At 66.3% G+C, this 16,653-nt stretch carries 14 protein-coding genes; 9 read left to right on the top strand and 5 right to left on the bottom strand.

What is annotated here, in order from left to right:
* Positions 1 to 54: 54 nt before the first annotated feature.
* Positions 55 to 4,377, top strand: a complete 4,323-nt coding sequence (locus WQQ_RS13780; protein WP_007185820.1) for a M36 family metallopeptidase — start codon at positions 55 to 57, stop codon at positions 4,375 to 4,377.
* 96 nt (positions 4,378 to 4,473) lie between these two features.
* Positions 4,474 to 5,070 (top strand): DUF6438 domain-containing protein, encoded by a 597-nt coding sequence (locus tag WQQ_RS13775; RefSeq protein WP_007185819.1) that lies wholly within the window; start codon positions 4,474 to 4,476, stop codon positions 5,068 to 5,070.
* Positions 5,071 to 5,173: 103 nt separating this feature from the next.
* On the opposite strand, the gene WQQ_RS13770 is transcribed toward WQQ_RS13775, so the two are convergent.
* Together WQQ_RS13770 and pspF are read right to left on the bottom strand one after the other, a co-directional pair.
* Positions 5,174 to 6,067: an alpha/beta fold hydrolase gene (locus WQQ_RS13770; protein WP_157534691.1), complete on the bottom strand. Its 894-nt coding sequence runs from the start codon at positions 6,065 to 6,067 to the stop codon at positions 5,174 to 5,176.
* A 101-nt stretch (positions 6,068 to 6,168) separates the two neighbouring features.
* A complete protein-coding gene (gene pspF, locus WQQ_RS13765) occupies positions 6,169 to 7,221 on the bottom strand; it encodes a phage shock protein operon transcriptional activator (RefSeq protein ID WP_007185817.1) in 1,053 nt (350 codons plus the stop codon).
* Between the two features lie 227 nt (positions 7,222 to 7,448).
* Here pspF and pspA point away from each other — a divergent pair, with 227 nt between their 5' ends.
* From pspA to WQQ_RS13750, 3 genes are read left to right on the top strand one after another with little or no spacing between them, the layout of a single operon-like run.
* A complete protein-coding gene (gene pspA, locus WQQ_RS13760; protein ID WP_007185816.1) occupies positions 7,449 to 8,135 on the top strand; it encodes a phage shock protein PspA in 687 nt (228 codons plus the stop codon).
* A 53-nt stretch (positions 8,136 to 8,188) separates the two neighbouring features.
* Entirely contained in the window at positions 8,189 to 8,413 is a 225-nt protein-coding gene (gene pspB, locus WQQ_RS13755; protein ID WP_007185815.1) for an envelope stress response membrane protein PspB, read from the top strand.
* Complete coding sequence (locus WQQ_RS13750) at positions 8,406 to 8,825, top strand: PspC domain-containing protein (protein WP_007185814.1); 420 nt, start codon at positions 8,406 to 8,408, stop codon at positions 8,823 to 8,825. Before pspB ends, WQQ_RS13750 begins: the two co-directional genes overlap by 8 nt.
* A gap of 12 nt (positions 8,826 to 8,837) precedes the next feature.
* Here the strand turns inward: WQQ_RS13750 and WQQ_RS13745 are convergent, their stop codons facing one another.
* The 3 genes from WQQ_RS13745 to WQQ_RS13735 all read right to left on the bottom strand — a co-directional run bounded on the left by WQQ_RS13745 (position 8,838) and on the right by WQQ_RS13735 (position 12,423).
* Positions 8,838 to 10,076: a hypothetical protein gene (locus WQQ_RS13745; RefSeq protein WP_007185813.1), complete on the bottom strand. Its 1,239-nt coding sequence runs from the start codon at positions 10,074 to 10,076 to the stop codon at positions 8,838 to 8,840.
* Positions 10,066 to 10,584, bottom strand: coding sequence for a sigma-70 family RNA polymerase sigma factor (locus WQQ_RS13740; RefSeq protein WP_007185812.1), 519 nt, complete (start codon positions 10,582 to 10,584; stop codon positions 10,066 to 10,068). The genes WQQ_RS13745 and WQQ_RS13740 overlap by 11 nt, the downstream gene beginning before the upstream one ends.
* Before the next feature lie 108 nt (positions 10,585 to 10,692).
* A complete protein-coding gene (locus tag WQQ_RS13735) occupies positions 10,693 to 12,423 on the bottom strand; it encodes a vWA domain-containing protein (RefSeq protein ID WP_007185811.1) in 1,731 nt (576 codons plus the stop codon).
* Between the two features lie 151 nt (positions 12,424 to 12,574).
* On the opposite strand from WQQ_RS13735, the gene WQQ_RS13730 reads away from it, so the two are divergent.
* From WQQ_RS13730 to WQQ_RS13715, 4 genes are read left to right on the top strand one after another with little or no spacing between them, the layout of a single operon-like run.
* Positions 12,575 to 13,210 (top strand): TetR/AcrR family transcriptional regulator, encoded by a 636-nt coding sequence (locus WQQ_RS13730; RefSeq protein WP_007185810.1) that lies wholly within the window; start codon positions 12,575 to 12,577, stop codon positions 13,208 to 13,210.
* 44 nt (positions 13,211 to 13,254) lie between these two features.
* Positions 13,255 to 14,070: a TIGR00266 family protein gene (locus tag WQQ_RS13725; protein WP_007185809.1), complete on the top strand. Its 816-nt coding sequence runs from the start codon at positions 13,255 to 13,257 to the stop codon at positions 14,068 to 14,070.
* Positions 14,071 to 14,078: 8 nt separating this feature from the next.
* Entirely contained in the window at positions 14,079 to 15,182 is a 1,104-nt protein-coding gene (locus WQQ_RS13720) for a M48 family metallopeptidase (RefSeq protein WP_007185808.1), read from the top strand.
* A 49-nt stretch (positions 15,183 to 15,231) separates the two neighbouring features.
* On the top strand, positions 15,232 to 16,599 hold the full coding sequence (locus WQQ_RS13715; RefSeq protein ID WP_007185807.1) for a DUF1329 domain-containing protein: 1,368 nt from the start codon (positions 15,232 to 15,234) through the stop codon (positions 16,597 to 16,599).
* Positions 16,600 to 16,653 lie beyond the last annotated feature (54 nt).

The raw sequence follows: 16,653 nt of genomic DNA, 5'->3' as shown, positions 1-16,653 counted from the left end.
TGGGACACGCGCTGAAAACCGCTTGCGCGGCAAATCAAGGTCAAGGGAGCCGTAATGAAAAAGCTAGTTCTGTGCGCCGCGGTAGCGGCGCTGGCAGGCGCGACTGCTGCGTCCGCCACTCAGCCGATTTACTCCAAACACGCAAACTTCGATGCCAGCCTCGCCCGCAAGGCCCCTTCGACGAGTTCGAAGTCGCTGAACCGACCGCAGCGCATCAGCGCCGCCCAGGCTCCCAAAGCCAGAAAAGAGCTGCAGCCGCAGATCAAGATGGCCAGCCAGCCGACGCTGCGCAACGAATCGGACGGTCACCTCGGCGTCGACACCTTCGTCTGGTCCAACGCCCAGGCGCAGGCCACGCCGCTGACTCCGCTCAAGGCCGGCCAGCGCCTCGAAACCGGTGCCCGCGCCTTCCTGTCGCTCAATTCCTCCAAGCTCGGCCTGAGCAAGGCCGCGCTCCAGAACGCTCGCCTGATCGAGCAGCACGAAACCCATGGCGGGCCCAAGATCGCGCGCTTCCAGCAGACGCAGGACGGCATCGACGTGTTCGGCCGCCAGATCAGCGTGATGATGGATCGCAACATGAAGCCGGTCGCGGCTTCGGGTTATTTCGCACCGCAGAAGAGCGATGGTGGCTCGCACGGCATCGCCAAGCGCCAGGCCGCGTCGTTCGATCTGAGCGTCGCCCAGGCCGTGTCCAAGGCCTTCTCGAATCTGGGCGGCAGCGTCTCGGCGGGCTCGCTGCAGACGCTCGGGCAGAAAGGCGCCTACACGCTGCTGCGCGCGCCCACCATCAAGGCGCCCGGCAAGCTGGGGCTGCACGGCTCGCCGCGCGGCAAGCAGGTGCTCTATCCGCTCGGCGACGAGCTCGTTCCGGCCTGGTACGTCGAGCTCGCGACCGCCTCGCCCAAGGAACGCGGCAGCTTTTCCTACGGCTACGTGGTGTCGGCCGCGACCGGCGAGGTGCTGTTCCGCAAGAACCTCACCGAATACGAAGCCTTCACCTATCGCACCTGGGCCGACAGCACCGGCGAAAACCGCCCCTACGACAGCCCGCTCGGCAGCGATTTCCCGACCACTCCGCTGACCACGCTCGACCCGAACTTCGATCCGCCGCGCACGCCGGTGCCGAGCAATCTGGTGACGATCGACCACGGCCCGATCTCCACCGGTGATCCCTGGCTCACGGCCGGCGCCACCGAGACCGTCGGCAACAACGTCGACGCGTACATCGACCTGGCCGGCAAGCCCGGTGAAGACCCCAACTTCGACACCGGCGGGCTCGACAAGGACCTCGGCGACTACCGCGCCAGCGTCACCGCACCGGGCCTGTTCGATTACAGCTACCAGGCCGGCGACAGCCCGATCACCGATTCGGCCCGCCGCAACGCGATCGTCAACCTGTTCTACATGAACAACTGGCTGCACGATTACTGGTACGACGCCGGCTTCGACGAAGCCGCCGGCAACGCCCAGGCCAGCAACTACGGCCGCGGTGGCGAGGAGGGCGACCCGATCCTGGCGCAGGCGCAGGACTGGGGCGGCCGCAACAACGCCAACATGAGCACACCGGCCGACGGCGAGTCGCCGACGATGCAGATGTACCTGTTCGATGGCGCGGTCACCCTGGGCCTCAACGTCACCTCGCCGGCACTCGGCGAGTTCGATGTCGGCACCGCTTCGTTCGGCCCGACCAATTTCAGCTTCACGGGCAGCCTCACCACCACCACGCCGGCCAACGGCTGCGCGGCACTCGCCAATACCGCGGCGGTGACGGGCAAGATCGCGGTCATCGATCGCGGCGCCTGCAGCTTCCAGCTCAAGACGCTCAATGCGCAAGCCGCTGGCGCGGTCGGCGTGATCATCGCCAACAACGCGGCCGGCGAAGCGCCCGGCCTCGGCGGCGACGACACGCTGGCAAGCCCGACCATCGGCACGATCAGCGTCAGCCAGGCCGACGGCACCACGCTCAAGACTGCCATTTCCGGCGGCACCGTGGTGGCCAGCGCGAGCATTCCGACCGAGTCCGACTACGACGGCACGGTGGACAACGGCATCGTCGCCCACGAGTTCTTCCACTACGTGAGCAACCGCCTCGTCAACGACGGCTTCGGCCTCGTCAACACGCAGGGCCGCGGCATGGGCGAAGGCTGGTCCGACGTCGCCGCGCTGCTGCTGACGGTGCACGAAGGCGATGACGCGATCGCGGGCAACGCCAACTTCGGCGGCGCCTATTCGACGGCGACCTACTCCACCGGCAGTGCCTACTTCGGCATTCGCCGCGCACCGTATTCGGTGAACCCGGACGTGTTCCCGATGACGTTCCAGCACATCGAGAACGGCGTCGAGCTTCCGGCCGGCGTCCCGCTGGCGTTCGGCCAGGATGGAGCGGACAACGCCGAAGTGCACAACTCCGGTGAAATCTGGGCCAACACGCTGTGGACGTTCTACGTGGCCCTGCTCAACGACTCTCGCTACGACTTCGCCGAGGCTCAGGATCGCTTCAAGAAGTACGTCATCGCCGGCCTCAAGATGACGCCGTTCGCTCCGACCTTCCTCGAAGCGCGCGACGGCATTCTGGCTGCGGCTTTGGCGACCGACCAGGCCGATTTCGAACTGGCCGCCACCGCGTTCGCGAAGATGGGCATGGGCGTCGGCGCCATCGCGCCGTATCGCCTCGATACCGACAACGCCGGCGTGCGCGAGAGCTATGTTGCGCTCGCGGCTTCGTTCGAAGTCACCGACTATTCGATCGACATCACCACCGACAACGACGCAGACGGCATTCTCGATGCGGGCGAAACCGCGCAGGTCACGGTCAGCATCCACAGCAACGGCACGCGTGACCTGAGCAATGCGGTGACGGCCAACCTGACCGCCGTCGGCAACCTGACGAAGCCGGCGACGGTGACGTTCCCGGCGGTCGATGCGAACGGCAACAGCAGCGTGAGCTTCCCGATCACGCTCACCAGCGCCACGCTCGCGCAAACCGTCAGCCTCACGCTGGACTTCCCGCAGGTGGGCGCCTCGGCCGACGCGGTGGTCGAGCCCGATGCGGTCACCGCCTCGCTGTCGGTGAACTATGACGTGCAGCCGCGGGCCTTCGAGTCCGACGACGTCGAGAGCCCGCTGGCCTCGGAATACGACTGGGGCGTGCAGCTGCTGAGCGGCCATCCGGACGTCGGCAACTGGGGCATCGTCGATGGCGATTCGTTCTTCGGATCGGGCCTGGGCTGGTACATCCCGGACAACGAGCTCGCCTCCGACGCCGTGCTGGTCTCGCCGCCGATCAAGGTCGGAAGCGCCGCCTTCACCTTCAGCTTCGATCACTACTACCAGTTCGAATACGCCGGCTCGCTCGGCGATGGCACGCCGGTCAGCTACGACGGCGGTGTGCTCGAAGTCAGCCAAGATGGTGGCCAGACCTGGGTCGACGTGACCGCAGCCGGTGGCAACTTCACCGTAGGCGGCTACAACGGCCTGGTGCTCGCGTTCGACGAGGAGAACGGCCGCGAAGGCTTCGCCGATTACAGCCAGGATTTCTTCTCGACCTCGACCGTGAGCTTCGGCACCAGCCTGGCCGGCAAGACTGTCCGCTTCCGCTTCCGCGCGGCCTCGGACATCCTCACCGGCGAGTTCGGCTGGTTCATCGACAACTTCCGCTTCACCGGCAACGCCAATCCGCCGTTCGGCGAAGTGGTGGCGAACGGCACCGCCAACTATCCGGTGGAAGTCGTGGTTCCGGCGAACTTCAGCGCGCCCGAACGCGTTGCGGGCTCGCTGACGCAGGCCACCATCACGCTCGCGGGTGGCGCACAGGATCGCAACGGCCTCGCCGGCGTGACCTATGCGTGGACGCAGACGGCGGGCCCGGCCGTGACGCTCAGCGGCGCCAATACGGCCACCGCACGCTTCGCCGCACCCAACATCGCGGTCAACACCAACCTGACGTTCTCGCTCACGGTCAGTGACGGTCAGTTCACCGATACCGGCTCGGTCACGGTCACGGTCACCAACGTCAACTCGCCCGCAACGATCAGCATCTCCGGCCCGCCGCGTCTGAGCGTCGGCAACGAGATCGTGCTGAACGCCACCGCGAGCGACGTCGACGGCGCGCTGACCTACCAGTGGTCGCAGGTGTCCGGTCCGGAGCCGCTGTCGATCGGCGGCGCCACCGGCACGACGGCGAGCGCGACGACGAGCAAGGCGGGCATCTATGTGTTCCGCCTGACCGTCACCGATCCCGAGGGTGGCCAGACGTCGAGCACCTTCACGGTCGACGTATTCCAGCCGATCAAGAAGGGCGGCAGCTTCGACTGGTTGCTGATCCTGGCTGGTCTGGCGGCGTTCGGCGCCCGTCGCCGCATCACACGCCATTGACGGCGACGATGCGGTAACGCGGTAACGAAAAGGGGAGCTTCGGCTCCCCTTTTTTTTGCGCTGGTCATCGCCGCGAACGCGTGCTGCAATGCGGCCATGACGATCCAGACCACTCTCCGCTCGCTGAGCTTGGTATCGCTGCTGCTGTTCGTCTCGTCGTGCCAGAGCGAACCGGCAACGAAAAAATCACTGCCCGCTCCGCCCGATCGCCCGGCTCCGCCAGCCGGCGCGCCGCCGATCGGCCGCGCCCCGCGCTTCGCCTCGCAGGATGGCCTGGCCGATGGCGAGGTGATTCGGCTGGATCGATCGGGCTGCGGCTTCGCCTGCCCTTCGTATTCGATCGTGATCCGCTCGGACGGACAGGTGATCTTCACGGGCCGCGCGCACACCGCCGTCGGCGGCCAGCGCGAGGCGCAGATCGATCCGAAGCGGCTCGGCCGCCTGCTGCAGACGCTCGCGATCGAACTGCCGCCGATCGCGGGCCGCTACATGCCGGGCAGCAAGCAATGTGGCACCCCGCGCACCGATCAGCCCACGGTGACGCTGACCGCGAGGCTGGACGCCGGCGAGCCGACGCAGTCCGTGCGCTATGGCGGTTGCCCGGGCGCTCCGCGCAAGCTCGTCGAGCTCGAGAACCTCGTCGACATGACGGTCGACAGCGGAGCGTGGGTCAGCAAGCGGCCGATGTATTGAAAGCCGGGAGACGGGAGACGGGAGACGGGAGACGGAAATCGTGAAGGCGGAACGGCGACAGCCGGTTTGGCTTTCGCCGATTTCCGATGCCCGGCTCGGTCCGTTATTCGCTGTACTCGTTGTACTGCCGGCCATCGACGAAGCCAGCGAATTCCGCGATCCAGCTCGCGATCTCGTGCGGATGGCTCAGTTGAACCCAATGCCCCGCATCGATCTCGCGACGCCATAGCCGCGGCGCCCAGCGCTGCAAATCCTCGGTCAGATCGGGCAGCACGTAGGCATCGCGCAGCGGCACGATCAACTGCACCGGCAGATCGGTCGCGCGTGGCCGGGCCTTGCCGAGCCGGCCGCGCACGTTCGCGCGGTACAGCTTCACGCCGGTCGCGCCATCGCTCGCCTGCGTCGCGCTCGGCGTTGTGCTGACGCCTTCGCGCCAGGCCAGCCACGAGGTCCAGTGCTTCGCCAGGCCGCTGCGCCAAAGCGTCGGCGCGATCAGCGGAAGCTGGAACAGCCCGATGTACCAGGAATGCGCGAGCTGCCTCAAGGCCTGCTTGATCCTCGCGGGCTCCTTGCTGCGCAGGCGCTCGGCGAGCCAGTGCCCGGCGTGATCGAGGCTCGGGCCCGAGATGGTCGTGTACGAGGCGATGCGCGAGCGCAGCGTGTCGTCGACCACCGCTTCCCAGGCCTGGATCGAGCCCCAGTCGTGGCCGACCAGATGCACCGGCTGCGCAGGGCTCACCGCATCGATCACCGCCTTCAGGTCGGCGACGAGTTGCGGCAGCGCATAGGCCGATACCGGCTTGGGCTTGCCGGAGCGCCCGGCTCCGCGCACGTCGTAGGCGACGACGTTGAAGCGATCGCCGAGCTCGTTCGCGAGGCCGTCCCAGACCGAAGCCGAATCCGGGTAGCCGTGCACGAGCACGAGCGTGGGTTTTTCGGCCGAGTGCGGCCAGCGATAGACGGCCAGATCGATCTCGCCGGATCGCACAATCATCATCAACGGAGTCATCAACGCATTCATCACGCTTCCTTGTCGGTGAAACGCTGATCGAGCGTGGCGAGCGAACGCGCGTCGCGGAGCTTGGTCAGCGTTTCGGCTCATTCTTCGGCGCGCAGCAGCCCGTACTTGCGCAGCTGCCCACGATACTGGTGATACGTCAGGCCGAGCAGCTCGGCCGCCTTCTTCTGGTTGTAGCGTGCCGCGTCCAGCGCGCCCTTGAGCAGGCGCGTTTCGAACTCGGCGACTTCATGCTCGAAATCGAGCGGGAAGTTCGGCATCGAGTCCACCTCCGGTTTCGCCGGTGCGGCGGACGGCGCAGCATGCGCAACCACACTCGCCTGCGTACTCGGCAGCACGCTCTTGGGCCGATACGGCGAGGCGAACGGATCGAACTCCATCTGCTCGATCACGCGCCGCGCGTTCTCCAGCCGATACACCGCACGCTCGACGACGTTGCGCAGCTCGCGCACGTTGCCGGGCCATTCGTAGGCGAGCAGCTGGCGCTCGGCGGCCGGCGAAAAGCCCGCGAAATACTCGCGGTCGAGCTCCTTGGCCATGTTCTCGGCGAAGCGCTGGGCCAGCAGCAGAATGTCTTCGCGACGCTCGCGCAGCGGCGGCACCGTGACGACGTCGAAGCTCAGGCGATCGAGCAAGTCCTCGCGAAAGCGCCCGAGCTGCGCGAGCGCCGGCAGATCCTGGTTGGCGGCTCCGACCAGGCGCACGTCGACGCTGATGGTTTCGGACGAACCCAGGCGCTCGAACTCGCCGTACTCGATCACCCGCAGCAGCTTCTCCTGCAGGCGCAGGCTCATGCTCGCGAGCTCGTCGAGAAACAGCGTGCCGCCGTGGGCGAGCTCGAAGCGCCCGATGCGCGCCCGCGTAGCGCCCGTGTACGCGCCGGCGACATGGCCGAACAGCTCGGATTCGAGCAGCTCCTCGTTGAGCGCCGCGCAGTTGAACTTCACGTAAGGCCGCTGCCAGCGCTCGGACAGGAAGTGCAGGCGCGCGGCGATGAGCTCCTTGCCCGAGCCGCGCTCGCCGATGATCAGCACCGGCTTGGCAAGCGGCGCCACGCGCGACACTTTTTCGAGTACGGCCAGAAAGTTATCGGACTGCCCGATGATGGGGTCCGGAGCATCGCGCAGCGCCATGGGCGGTCCTGGAAGGTCTTTTTGACGATTATGCTCAACAGATGGCGCGTTCTACCACAGCGTGGGAATTCTGACGCATTCCAACAGTCGCCGGCGCTGCGTTATTTCGATTAAAGTCATTCAATTCAGAGAGTTGATCCGCCCACTGAATTTGGCACAGGGCTGGCAATACGGAAGGGGTCAAACGAATCCGTATCATCCTTGAAGCACCCCGGAGCTTAGAAACCATGGGCATCTTTTCCCGCCTTTCAGACGTCATCAACTCCAACATCCACGCCATGCTCGACAAGGCCGAAGATCCTTCGAAGCTGGTTCGCCTGATCATCCAGGAGATGGAAGACACCCTCGTCGAAGTGCGTTCGACCTCGGTGCGCACGATCGCGCGCAAGAAAGAGCTGCAGCGCCTGCTCACGCAGTTGCAGATCGAAGCCGACGACTGGGCGGGCAAGGCCGAGCTCGCGCTGACCAAGGACCGCGAAGACCTCGCCCGCGGAGCGCTCGCCGCCAAGAATCGCGCGATCGAACAGTTGGCGCTCTACGACAAGGAGCTCGCTCACGTCGAGGAAGAGATCGGCAAGCTCGACGAAGACACCGGCAAGCTCAAGGCCAAGCTCGCCGACGCGCGGGCACGCCAGAAGAGCATCGTGCTGCGCTCGCAGTCGATCAACTCGCGCTTGCGCGTGAAGTCGACGATCAACGACGGCAAGATGCAGGACGCGATGGCCAAGATGGACGCCTACGAAGGCAAGATCGATCGCATGGAAGCGGAGCTCGAAGCCTATGATCTCGGCACGCGTTCGCTGTCCGACGAGTTCGCGCAACTCGCCGCCAGCGACAAGGTCGAGGACGAGCTGACCAAGCTGCGCGCCAAGCTCGGCAAGTCGTCCACGCCGACGAACGAACCGCAGCCGTAAGGGGCGCTTGCTTACAGCTTGGTTCACATCAGGGAGTCAGGGGGAATCCTTACGTGGAAGATTTGCTTGCCATCATCTGTCTGTTCGTGATCCTGCCCGGCATGGTGCTGTGGTTCATCGACCGCAGATCGCGCCGCAAGAATCAGCAAAGTGAAACTGCGCAGGTCGACAACGCCGACCTGCTGCGCATCGCCGAACGCATGGAGCAACGCATCGAAGCACTCGAGAAAATCCTCGATGCGGAAGCTCCCAACTGGAGAAATCGTCATCATGGCTAAGTTTTCGTCGCGCATGTCCAACTTCCGCCGCTATCCGGCCGATGGCTACGTCGGCGGCGTCTGCGCCGGCATCGCCTCGTATCTCGACTGGAACGTCCGGCTGATCCGCGCGCTCGCCGTGCTCACGCTGATCTTCGGCGGCGGCTTTCCGATCCTGCTCGTCTACGGCGTGCTCTGGTACGTGATGGAAGAGGACAAGGGGCCGGCGCCGAGCGGCGACGATGGATCGCACGAGCCTTACGCGGGCAGCAGCAGCCGCTACGAATCGCGCCGCGGCCGTTATTCGCCGCCGAGCTCGGGCGACATCAAGGCGCGCTTCACTCGCCTCGAACAGCGCCTCAGCAACATGGAAGAGTGCGTGACCTCGAACGACTACGAGCTGCGCCGCGAGCTGCGCAAGCTCGGCGCCTGAGGCCGACGTCGTTCAAGGCCAGGAGCACTCGGCTTCGTAGACGATCTGCTCGACCAGGCCGGCGGGTTGGAACAAGTAAGCGCCGCGCTGCGGGTACACCCCGTAGTGCGGCGCTTCTGTTTCAGGCGCTGCATTCGGCTTCGTCTCGAGCACGCTTTCGCAAGGCGGATGCGTCCACTCGCGCGATTGCGCGGGCTCGCTCCAGCCAAGCTGATCGACGAGCGGCTGCGCCGGCATCGGCTTGCTCAGAATCACGCGAACGCCGAGCAGGCGCTGGCTGACCGGCTCGTAGTAGAACTCGGTGAGGCCGTCGATTCCGGGCAGGACCGGATAAGCGTCGTAATGCAGGCGCGGTGCAGGGGCCGATGCATCATCCGTCTCCGAAACACCCCGTGATTCCGGCTCGCCGTAGCGAGCGACGACATCGGCTCGCGTTGCGGTTCCGAGTTCGAAGCCGTCGAAGCGCGCCGATGTCCAGCCCGATGAAACGAGCGCGTTCTTCTGTTTCATGTTCGGCGTAGCGCCGAGCGCTTGAGTCGGCAAGGCTTCGCGTTCGGCCTTCGCGAGCGGTGTCGCACGCGACGCCGAGTCGGGCGCGAAAGCCGCACGCGGAGCAACGGACATCGCCGGCGGCGCAGGCGCCGCTGCGGGTGGCGGCGGAGCGGGCGGCAAAGCTTCGACACCAGCCGGCGCGGCATCCTGCATCGCGTTGCGCTGAGCCGTTTCACGCGCCATCTGTGCTCGCCGCTGATCGCGCTCGCCTGTCGATTCCGCACGCTCGGCTTCGCGCTGCATTTGTTCTTGGTGCATGTGCTGCTCCGCGCGCTGCCGCGCCTGCTTTTTTGCGAGCTGTTCTTCTTGCGCTATTTTTCCCTGCGCGAACGCTTCACTCGCAACGGCAGATTCATCGACGGCCGCGCTTTCGGCCACAGGCTCCGGCGCCAGCACGGCAGAAGGCTTGGCCGACGCAGGCCCACGCACTTCAGGCTCGCGCCAGAGATTCAGAACGAGCCCCAAACCCAGCACGAGCACGGCCGCGAGCGCCAGCGGCGCCCGCCAGCGATGCCGCAGGCTGCGACGCGGGCGCACGGCCTGCTGCGCGAACGCGAGCACGGCCTCGTCGATTTCGCGCGCAGGCTGCTCGCGCTTGGCAGCGCGATACGCCTTCGACAGCGCATCGTTTCCGCGCAGGCAGGCCTCGATCTCAGCATCGATCTCGTCGTCGCTCGGCAGCTGCGGATCAGAGGACATCGGTCAGCGCCTCGCGCAGTCGGGCCAATGCGTAACGCAGTCGGCTCTTCACGGTTTCACGTCCCACACCGGTGGCCTGGGCGATTTCTTCCAGGCTCAGTCCGCCTTCCTCCTTCATCAGGAACGCCTGCCGCTGTTCCAGCGGCAGGCGCGACAGCTCCTGCAACAAACGCACACGCTGCGACGCCGCTTCGGCCTGCGCATCGGGCTGCTGCTGCGATGGCGCGGCGATCGGCGTGTCGTCGTCGAGCGCTTCGGTAACCGGTTTGCGGGCCCGCACATGATCGATCAGCCGATGATGCGCGAGCGTGTAGAGCCAGGTGGCAAAGCGCGCCTTGGCTTCGTAGCGTTCGCGCGAGCGCACGACATTGGCCCAGACATCCTGGAACAGTTCCGCAGCCTGATCCTCCTGGCCGCAACCCCGCAGCAGGTAACGATAGACACCGCCGCGATGCCGGCCATACAGCAGCCGAAACGCCGCCACGTCGCCTTCTCGGTAACGCAGCATCAGCGCTTCGTCCGTCGGGCCGGAATCGACGGCACGCGAGCGCGCATCGGCTTCGACCGACGCAAGCTCATCGTCATGCTCGGCGGCGGCATCGATCGGGGGCAGCGATCACTCTCCAGGCAGATCGGCGCGCGCACTCTGGCGCGGCGTCAGGCTGTCGGCGAGTTGCACGAGCTGCATGAATTCGCCGACTTCGCCGTTGGCGTCCGCGCCGCGCGCATTGCGGGCCAGCGTCTCGACCGCAGTGTAGTCGAAGCCCTGCAGGTACTCGGAGCCGCGCAACAGCTGGCCGAAGCCCGCGACCGCGGCCGACAGCCGGAACGCCGGGCTCGTCGACGCCAGCGACGTCACGACGTCATGGCGCGTCAAAGCGCGCTCGATCAGACGGCTCTGCGCCCGCTGGCCGTCCTGCGGCCTTTTGTAGCGCAGGCGCAGATGCGCGAGCTCGCCGCTCTTGCCTGGCGCGGCGCTGGAATCGGCACCGTAACGCAAGGCCTCGATGCGCTCGCCGCCCTCGCCTGCGAGCGCGATCTCGTAGAGCGCGGTGACGCGATGACCCGCGCCGATGTCGCCCGCGTCGATCTGGTCGTTGGAAAAATCCTCGCGGCGCAGCTGGCGGTTCTCGTAGCCGATCAGGCGATATTCGGCGACCAGCGCCGGATTGAATTCGAGCTGGATCTTCACGTCGCGCGCAATCGTCGTGAGCGTGGCGCCGGCTTCGCGCACGAGCACTTTCTGCGCTTCGGACAGCGAATCGATGTAGGCGTAATTGCCGTCGCCCGCATCGGCGAGCCGCTCCATGAGCTGCTCGTTGTAGTTGCCGGTGCCGAAGCCGAGCGTGGTCAGCGCGACGCCGCTCTTGCGCTGCTGCTGGACGCGCTGCAGCAGCGCGTCGAAGCTCGTCACGCCGAGGTTGAAATCACCGTCGGTGGCGACCAGCACGCGGTTCACGCCGTTGTCGATGTAGCCCTGCCGCGCCATCGAATACGCGAGTTCCAGGCCTGCGCCGCCGTTGGTTCCGCCGCCGGCCTGCAGGCGTTCGAGCGCCGCGGCGATCTTGTCGCGCCGATCGCCCGGCGTCGGTTCGAGCACCACCTGCGTCTGCCCCGAGTACGTCACCAGGCTGACGCGATCCTGGGCGCGCAGCTTGGCGGTCAGCAGCTTGAGCGAGGCGATCACCAGCGGCAGCTTGTCGGCGCTCTGCATCGAGCCCGAGGTGTCGACGAGGAACACGAGGTTGGCGGCCGGACGCTCGCCGGGCGGAACCCAGCCCTGGATGCCGACGTGCAGCAGACGCGTCTTCGGATTCCACGGCGTCGGGCCGATTTCGGTGATCAGTCCGAACGGCGTATCGCGATCGCGCGGAGCCTCGTAGCCGTAGTCGAGATAGTTGATGAGTTCCTCGGCGCGCACCGCGTCCTTCGGCGGCAGTTGGCCCCCGCGCAGGAAGCGGCGCAGGTTGGCGTAGCTGCCGGTGTCGACGTCGACACTGAAGGTCGACACCGGATGCTCGGCGACGCGCTGCACCGGGTTGGCGTCGAGCTTTTCGTAACGCTCGCGCGACTCGGCCGACGGCATCGGCGCCGGATACGCGGGTTGCGGCATCACCGCCATCGTGCGGGCGCTCTTGGCCATCGATTCGGCGGCGAAGCGCCGTTGGCTCATCGCATTGGCTGCCAGAGCGTCGGCGGCGGCGGACGCCGGCTCCGATGTCGCAACAGGCGGTGACGGCGGAGCCGGCAGCGGCTCGACCGCCTCGGGCTTCTGCGAATAGCTCGAGCAACCGGCGAACAGCACCAGGGCGGCGACGCCGGCCGACAGCAGGGATCGTTGCAGCATGGAAAACTCCGGAACATGGACTCGATGCTGTAAACGAGGCGCTTCGCCGAATGGGGTTAGCCGCACATAAAAATGTTTGTGCGGCGCGAGCCGCCAACGGCCAGCTGGCATAATCGCGTCCCTGCTCTTATCGCCCGCTCCGTACTGACCGATGCCGCGCAAGCCCGCTCACGCGCAGTTCGACACGCTCAAGACCATCCAGGATCGCGCCTTCGAACTGTTCGGCCGTCACGGCTACGAAGGCGTGTCGATCGGCGATATCGCCGCGGCCTCGGGGCTCTCCAAGGGCGCGATGTACTGGCATTTCGAAGGTAAGGAAGACCTGTTCCTGGTCTGCCTGCACCGGCTGCACGCGATCTTCGAAGAGCACGTGATCAGCCCGATGCAGGCGCAGCAGGACGCGATGCTCGGCGTGATCACGCTGTTCCAGGGCTTCGAACGCATGCTGCGCGATCCGCGCGTCGAGAACGGAGTCGCCGGCTACTGGCTGGTGCCGTCGACGCCCGAAACCGTGCGCCTGGCCGAAGCCCAGCGCAACTTCGAAGCCCGCGCCCAGGCCGCGGTGCGCGAGGTGCTCGCCCTGGGCGCCAGCCAGGGCAGCTTCGATCTCGGCGACGCCCTGGAGCCGATGTCGCGGGCGATGATCTCGCTGCTCGAAGCCGCGATCCTGGCGCTACGCAACCAGACGCCCGACGAAGTGCATCAAACCACCACGGTGCTCGCGCGCACGCTGTTCAGGGCCTACGCGCGGCCCGAAGCGCTGCAGAAGCTCGCCAGGCTGCTCTGAGCGCAAGCCCAATCAAGACGCGGTTCCAGAACGGAGAAACACCGATGGCGATGGACATCATCGACTACAAGATCTACGGCCACGACATGCAGTTCGTCGAGGTTGAGCTCGACCCGGGCGAAGCCGCGGTCGGCGAAGCCGGGGCGATGATGTTCATGGAAGACGGCATCGTCATGGACACCGTGTTCGGCGACGGCTCGGCGCAGGAAAAGGGCTTCTGGGGCAAGCTTGCCGGAGCCGGCAAGCGGCTCGTGACCGGCGAGAGCCTGTTCACCACCGTGTTCTCGAACCAGGGCCAGGGCAAGCGCAAGGTGTCGTTCGCCGCGCCCTACCCGGGCACCATCGTTCCGGTGCTGCTGCCCGACGTCGGCGGCACGCTGATCTGCCAGAAAGACGCCTTCCTGTGCGCGGCCAAGGGCGTGTCGCTCGGCATCGCCTTCCAGCGCAAGCTCGGCGTGGGCCTGTTCGGCGGCGAAGGCTTCATCATGCAGCGCCTCGACGGCGACGGCCTGGCCTTCGTGCACGCCGGCGGCACGCTCTACAAGCGCGACCTGCGCCCCGGCGAAACCCTGCGCGTGGATACCGGCTGCATCGTCGCGCTGACGCAGACGGTCAGCTACGACATCCAGTACGTCGGCAAGCTCAAGTCGGCCCTGTTCTCGGGCGAAGGCCTGTTCTACGCGGTGCTGCAGGGCCCCGGCACGGTCTGGCTGCAGTCGCTGCCGCTGTCGCGCATGGCGAATCGCATCGTCATGGCCGCCCCGGCGATGGGTGGGCGTAGCCGCGACGAGGGCTCGATGCTCGGCGCCGGCGTGGTCGGCGGCGGGCTGCTCGGCGGCCTGCTCGGCGACGACGAGTAATCCATTCCGTGCTGCTTTCGATCCCGGGCCGGCTGTTCGGCCCCGAGCAGCCGGCCGCGGGCAGCGCGGTCTTTGCGGCGATGGACGACATCGGCCTGCGCATCACCACCGAGGACGGCCGCCACCTCGCGCCGACCAACAGCCAGCTGCAACTGCGCTACGCCGGTTTCGACGGCAAGCACTGGCAGCTGAGCTGGAGCGAGGGCGATCGGCACTGGGCGCTGCTGTTCGACGATGCGGCCGCGATCGCCGCGATCGAACACGAGCCGCCGGCCGGGCTGCGCGAGGCCGTCGCCGGCCTGCTCGCGAGCAGGCGACGCGGCTCGATGCGGCGCGGGCTTGGGCTGTCCGCGATCGGGCTCTGGCTCGCGCTGCCGCTGCTGTTGCTCGTCGCGCTGTTTGTGGCCGCGCGCCCGCTGAGCGGCTGGCTCGCGGGCTTCGTTCCACTGCAACAGGAAGTGAAGCTCGGCGACTGGTTCTTCGATCAGCAGAAGGCTGGGCTCGATCTCATCACCGACACGCCGGCGAACGCGGCGCTCGAAGCCATCGGCGCTCGCCTGTCCGAAGGCTCGGCATATCCGTTTCGCTGGCACGTCGTGCGCGATCCCACGCTCAACGCCTTCGCGATTCCGGGCGGCATCGTCGTCGTGCACAGCGGCCTGATCCTGGCGGCCGACAGCGCCGACGAACTCGCAGGCGTCATCGCACATGAGATCGAGCACGTCGAGCAACGCCACAGCCTGCGCGCGATGCTGCGCGAAGCCGGCCTGCGGCTCGCCGTCGCGGCCGTGATCGGCGATTTCGGCATTGCCGGAAGCGCGGCCGGCCAGCTCAGCAGCCTGAGCTTTTCGCGCGACAGCGAACGCGAGGCCGACGAACTCGGCCTGCAACGCCTCGCCAGGGCCGGCATCGATCCGGACGGCATGCTGCGGCTGTTCGCCAAGCTCGACGCCGAGTCCAAGGGCCAGGCGCCGCCGGCCTGGCTCGCGAGCCACCCGACCACGCCGGAACGCATCGCCAGGCTGCGCGAGCGCATCGGGCAATTGCCGAGCACCCCTCGTCGGCCGCTGGCCATCGATTGGCCGGCCGTTCAGTCCAGCCTCGGGTCTTGAGGTGCAGCCTCGGCCACAGTCCGCCCGCGAGCGGTGCCGAGGAGAAGCAATGGACGCAATGAGAGGCGCATGGTGGCTGCCGCTGCTGACGACGATCGCCAGCGCCGCGCTCTGCTGCGGCTCCGCGTTCGCCAAGGTCTCGCCGGACGAGGCCGCCGAACTGGGCGGCAAGCTCACGCCGATCGGCGCCGAAGCCGCGGGCAACGCAGACGGCACGATTCCGCCATGGAAGCCGCTCGAACAGGCGCAGATGCAGCGCGGAGACAACCCGTACGCGAGCGAGAAGCCGCTCTACACGATCACGCGGGCAAACCTCTCTCAGTACGAAAGCCTGCTCAGCGAGGGGCACCGCCAGCTGTTCAGGACCTTCGACGATTACAAGATGCCGGTGTATCCGACGCATCGGAACGCCTCGTATCCGGCCTGGTTCTACGAGGCGACGAAGAAGAACGCGACGGCGGTCGAACTGACCGACAGCGGCTATGGCTTCTGCTGCGCGGCGGCCGGCTACCCGTTCCCGATTCCGAAGAACGGCACCGAGGTGATGTGGAATCACATCATGCGCTACAACACGCGCGGCTTTCGCGGCTACGTCAATTCGGCCATCACCGCGCCGAGCGGCGACTATGTGGTCGAGCGCAGCTATATCGAACTCGCCTACGCCTACAACGATCCCAAGGGAACGCCCGAGAAACTCGGCAACCAGAACCTCTATCTGTTCACCAAGACCGTCGCCCCGGCCAGCAAGGCTGGCGAGGCCACCTTGCTGCACGTGCCGCTAGACCGCATCAAGGAGATCACCGGCGTCTGGGTCTACAACCAGGGCCAGGGCCGTTCGCGCCGCATCGGCGAAGTCGGCTACGACAATCCCTTGCAGGACGGCCTGATGACGCACGACCAGGTCGACATGTTCAACGGCCCGCTCGATCGCTACACGATCAAGCTGATCGGCAAGCAGGAGATGCTCGTCCCGTACAACAGCTATCGCCTCTACAGCGACCAGCTCAAGTACAAGGACATCATCAAGGCCGGGCACATCAACCAGGATCTCGCGCGCTACGAGCTGCACCGCGTCTGGGTGATCGAGGCCAACGTCAAGGCCGGAACCAGCCATCGCTACAAGCGGCGTGTGTTCTACCTCGACGAGGACAGCTGGATCGTGCTCGCGCAGGACATCTACGACGAGCGCAACCAGTTCTGGCGCACGGCCGAATCGCATGCGATCAACTTCGCCAACGTGCCGGTGATGGTCAACGGCGTACAGGTGCATTACGACCTGCAATCGCGGCGCTACGTGGTCATCAACCTGACCAACGAAGAGAAGAAGACCATCGAATACGACTGGTGGGCCAACGCCGGCTATTTCTCGCCCAACAATCTCAAGCGCTTCGCCACCTCGACCGCCAATGGGCGCTGACCGATCGTTCGAGTCGCCGCTAAGGTTTAGAAAACGCTACAAAAAAGTTAAGGC

This window comes from Hydrocarboniphaga effusa AP103 (genome assembly GCF_000271305.1).
In the GTDB taxonomy this organism is placed as follows: domain Bacteria; phylum Pseudomonadota; class Gammaproteobacteria; order Nevskiales; family Nevskiaceae; genus Hydrocarboniphaga; species Hydrocarboniphaga effusa.
The sequence above is the reverse complement of the archived record's forward strand: the minus strand, read 5'-3'. Positions and strand labels throughout refer to the sequence as shown.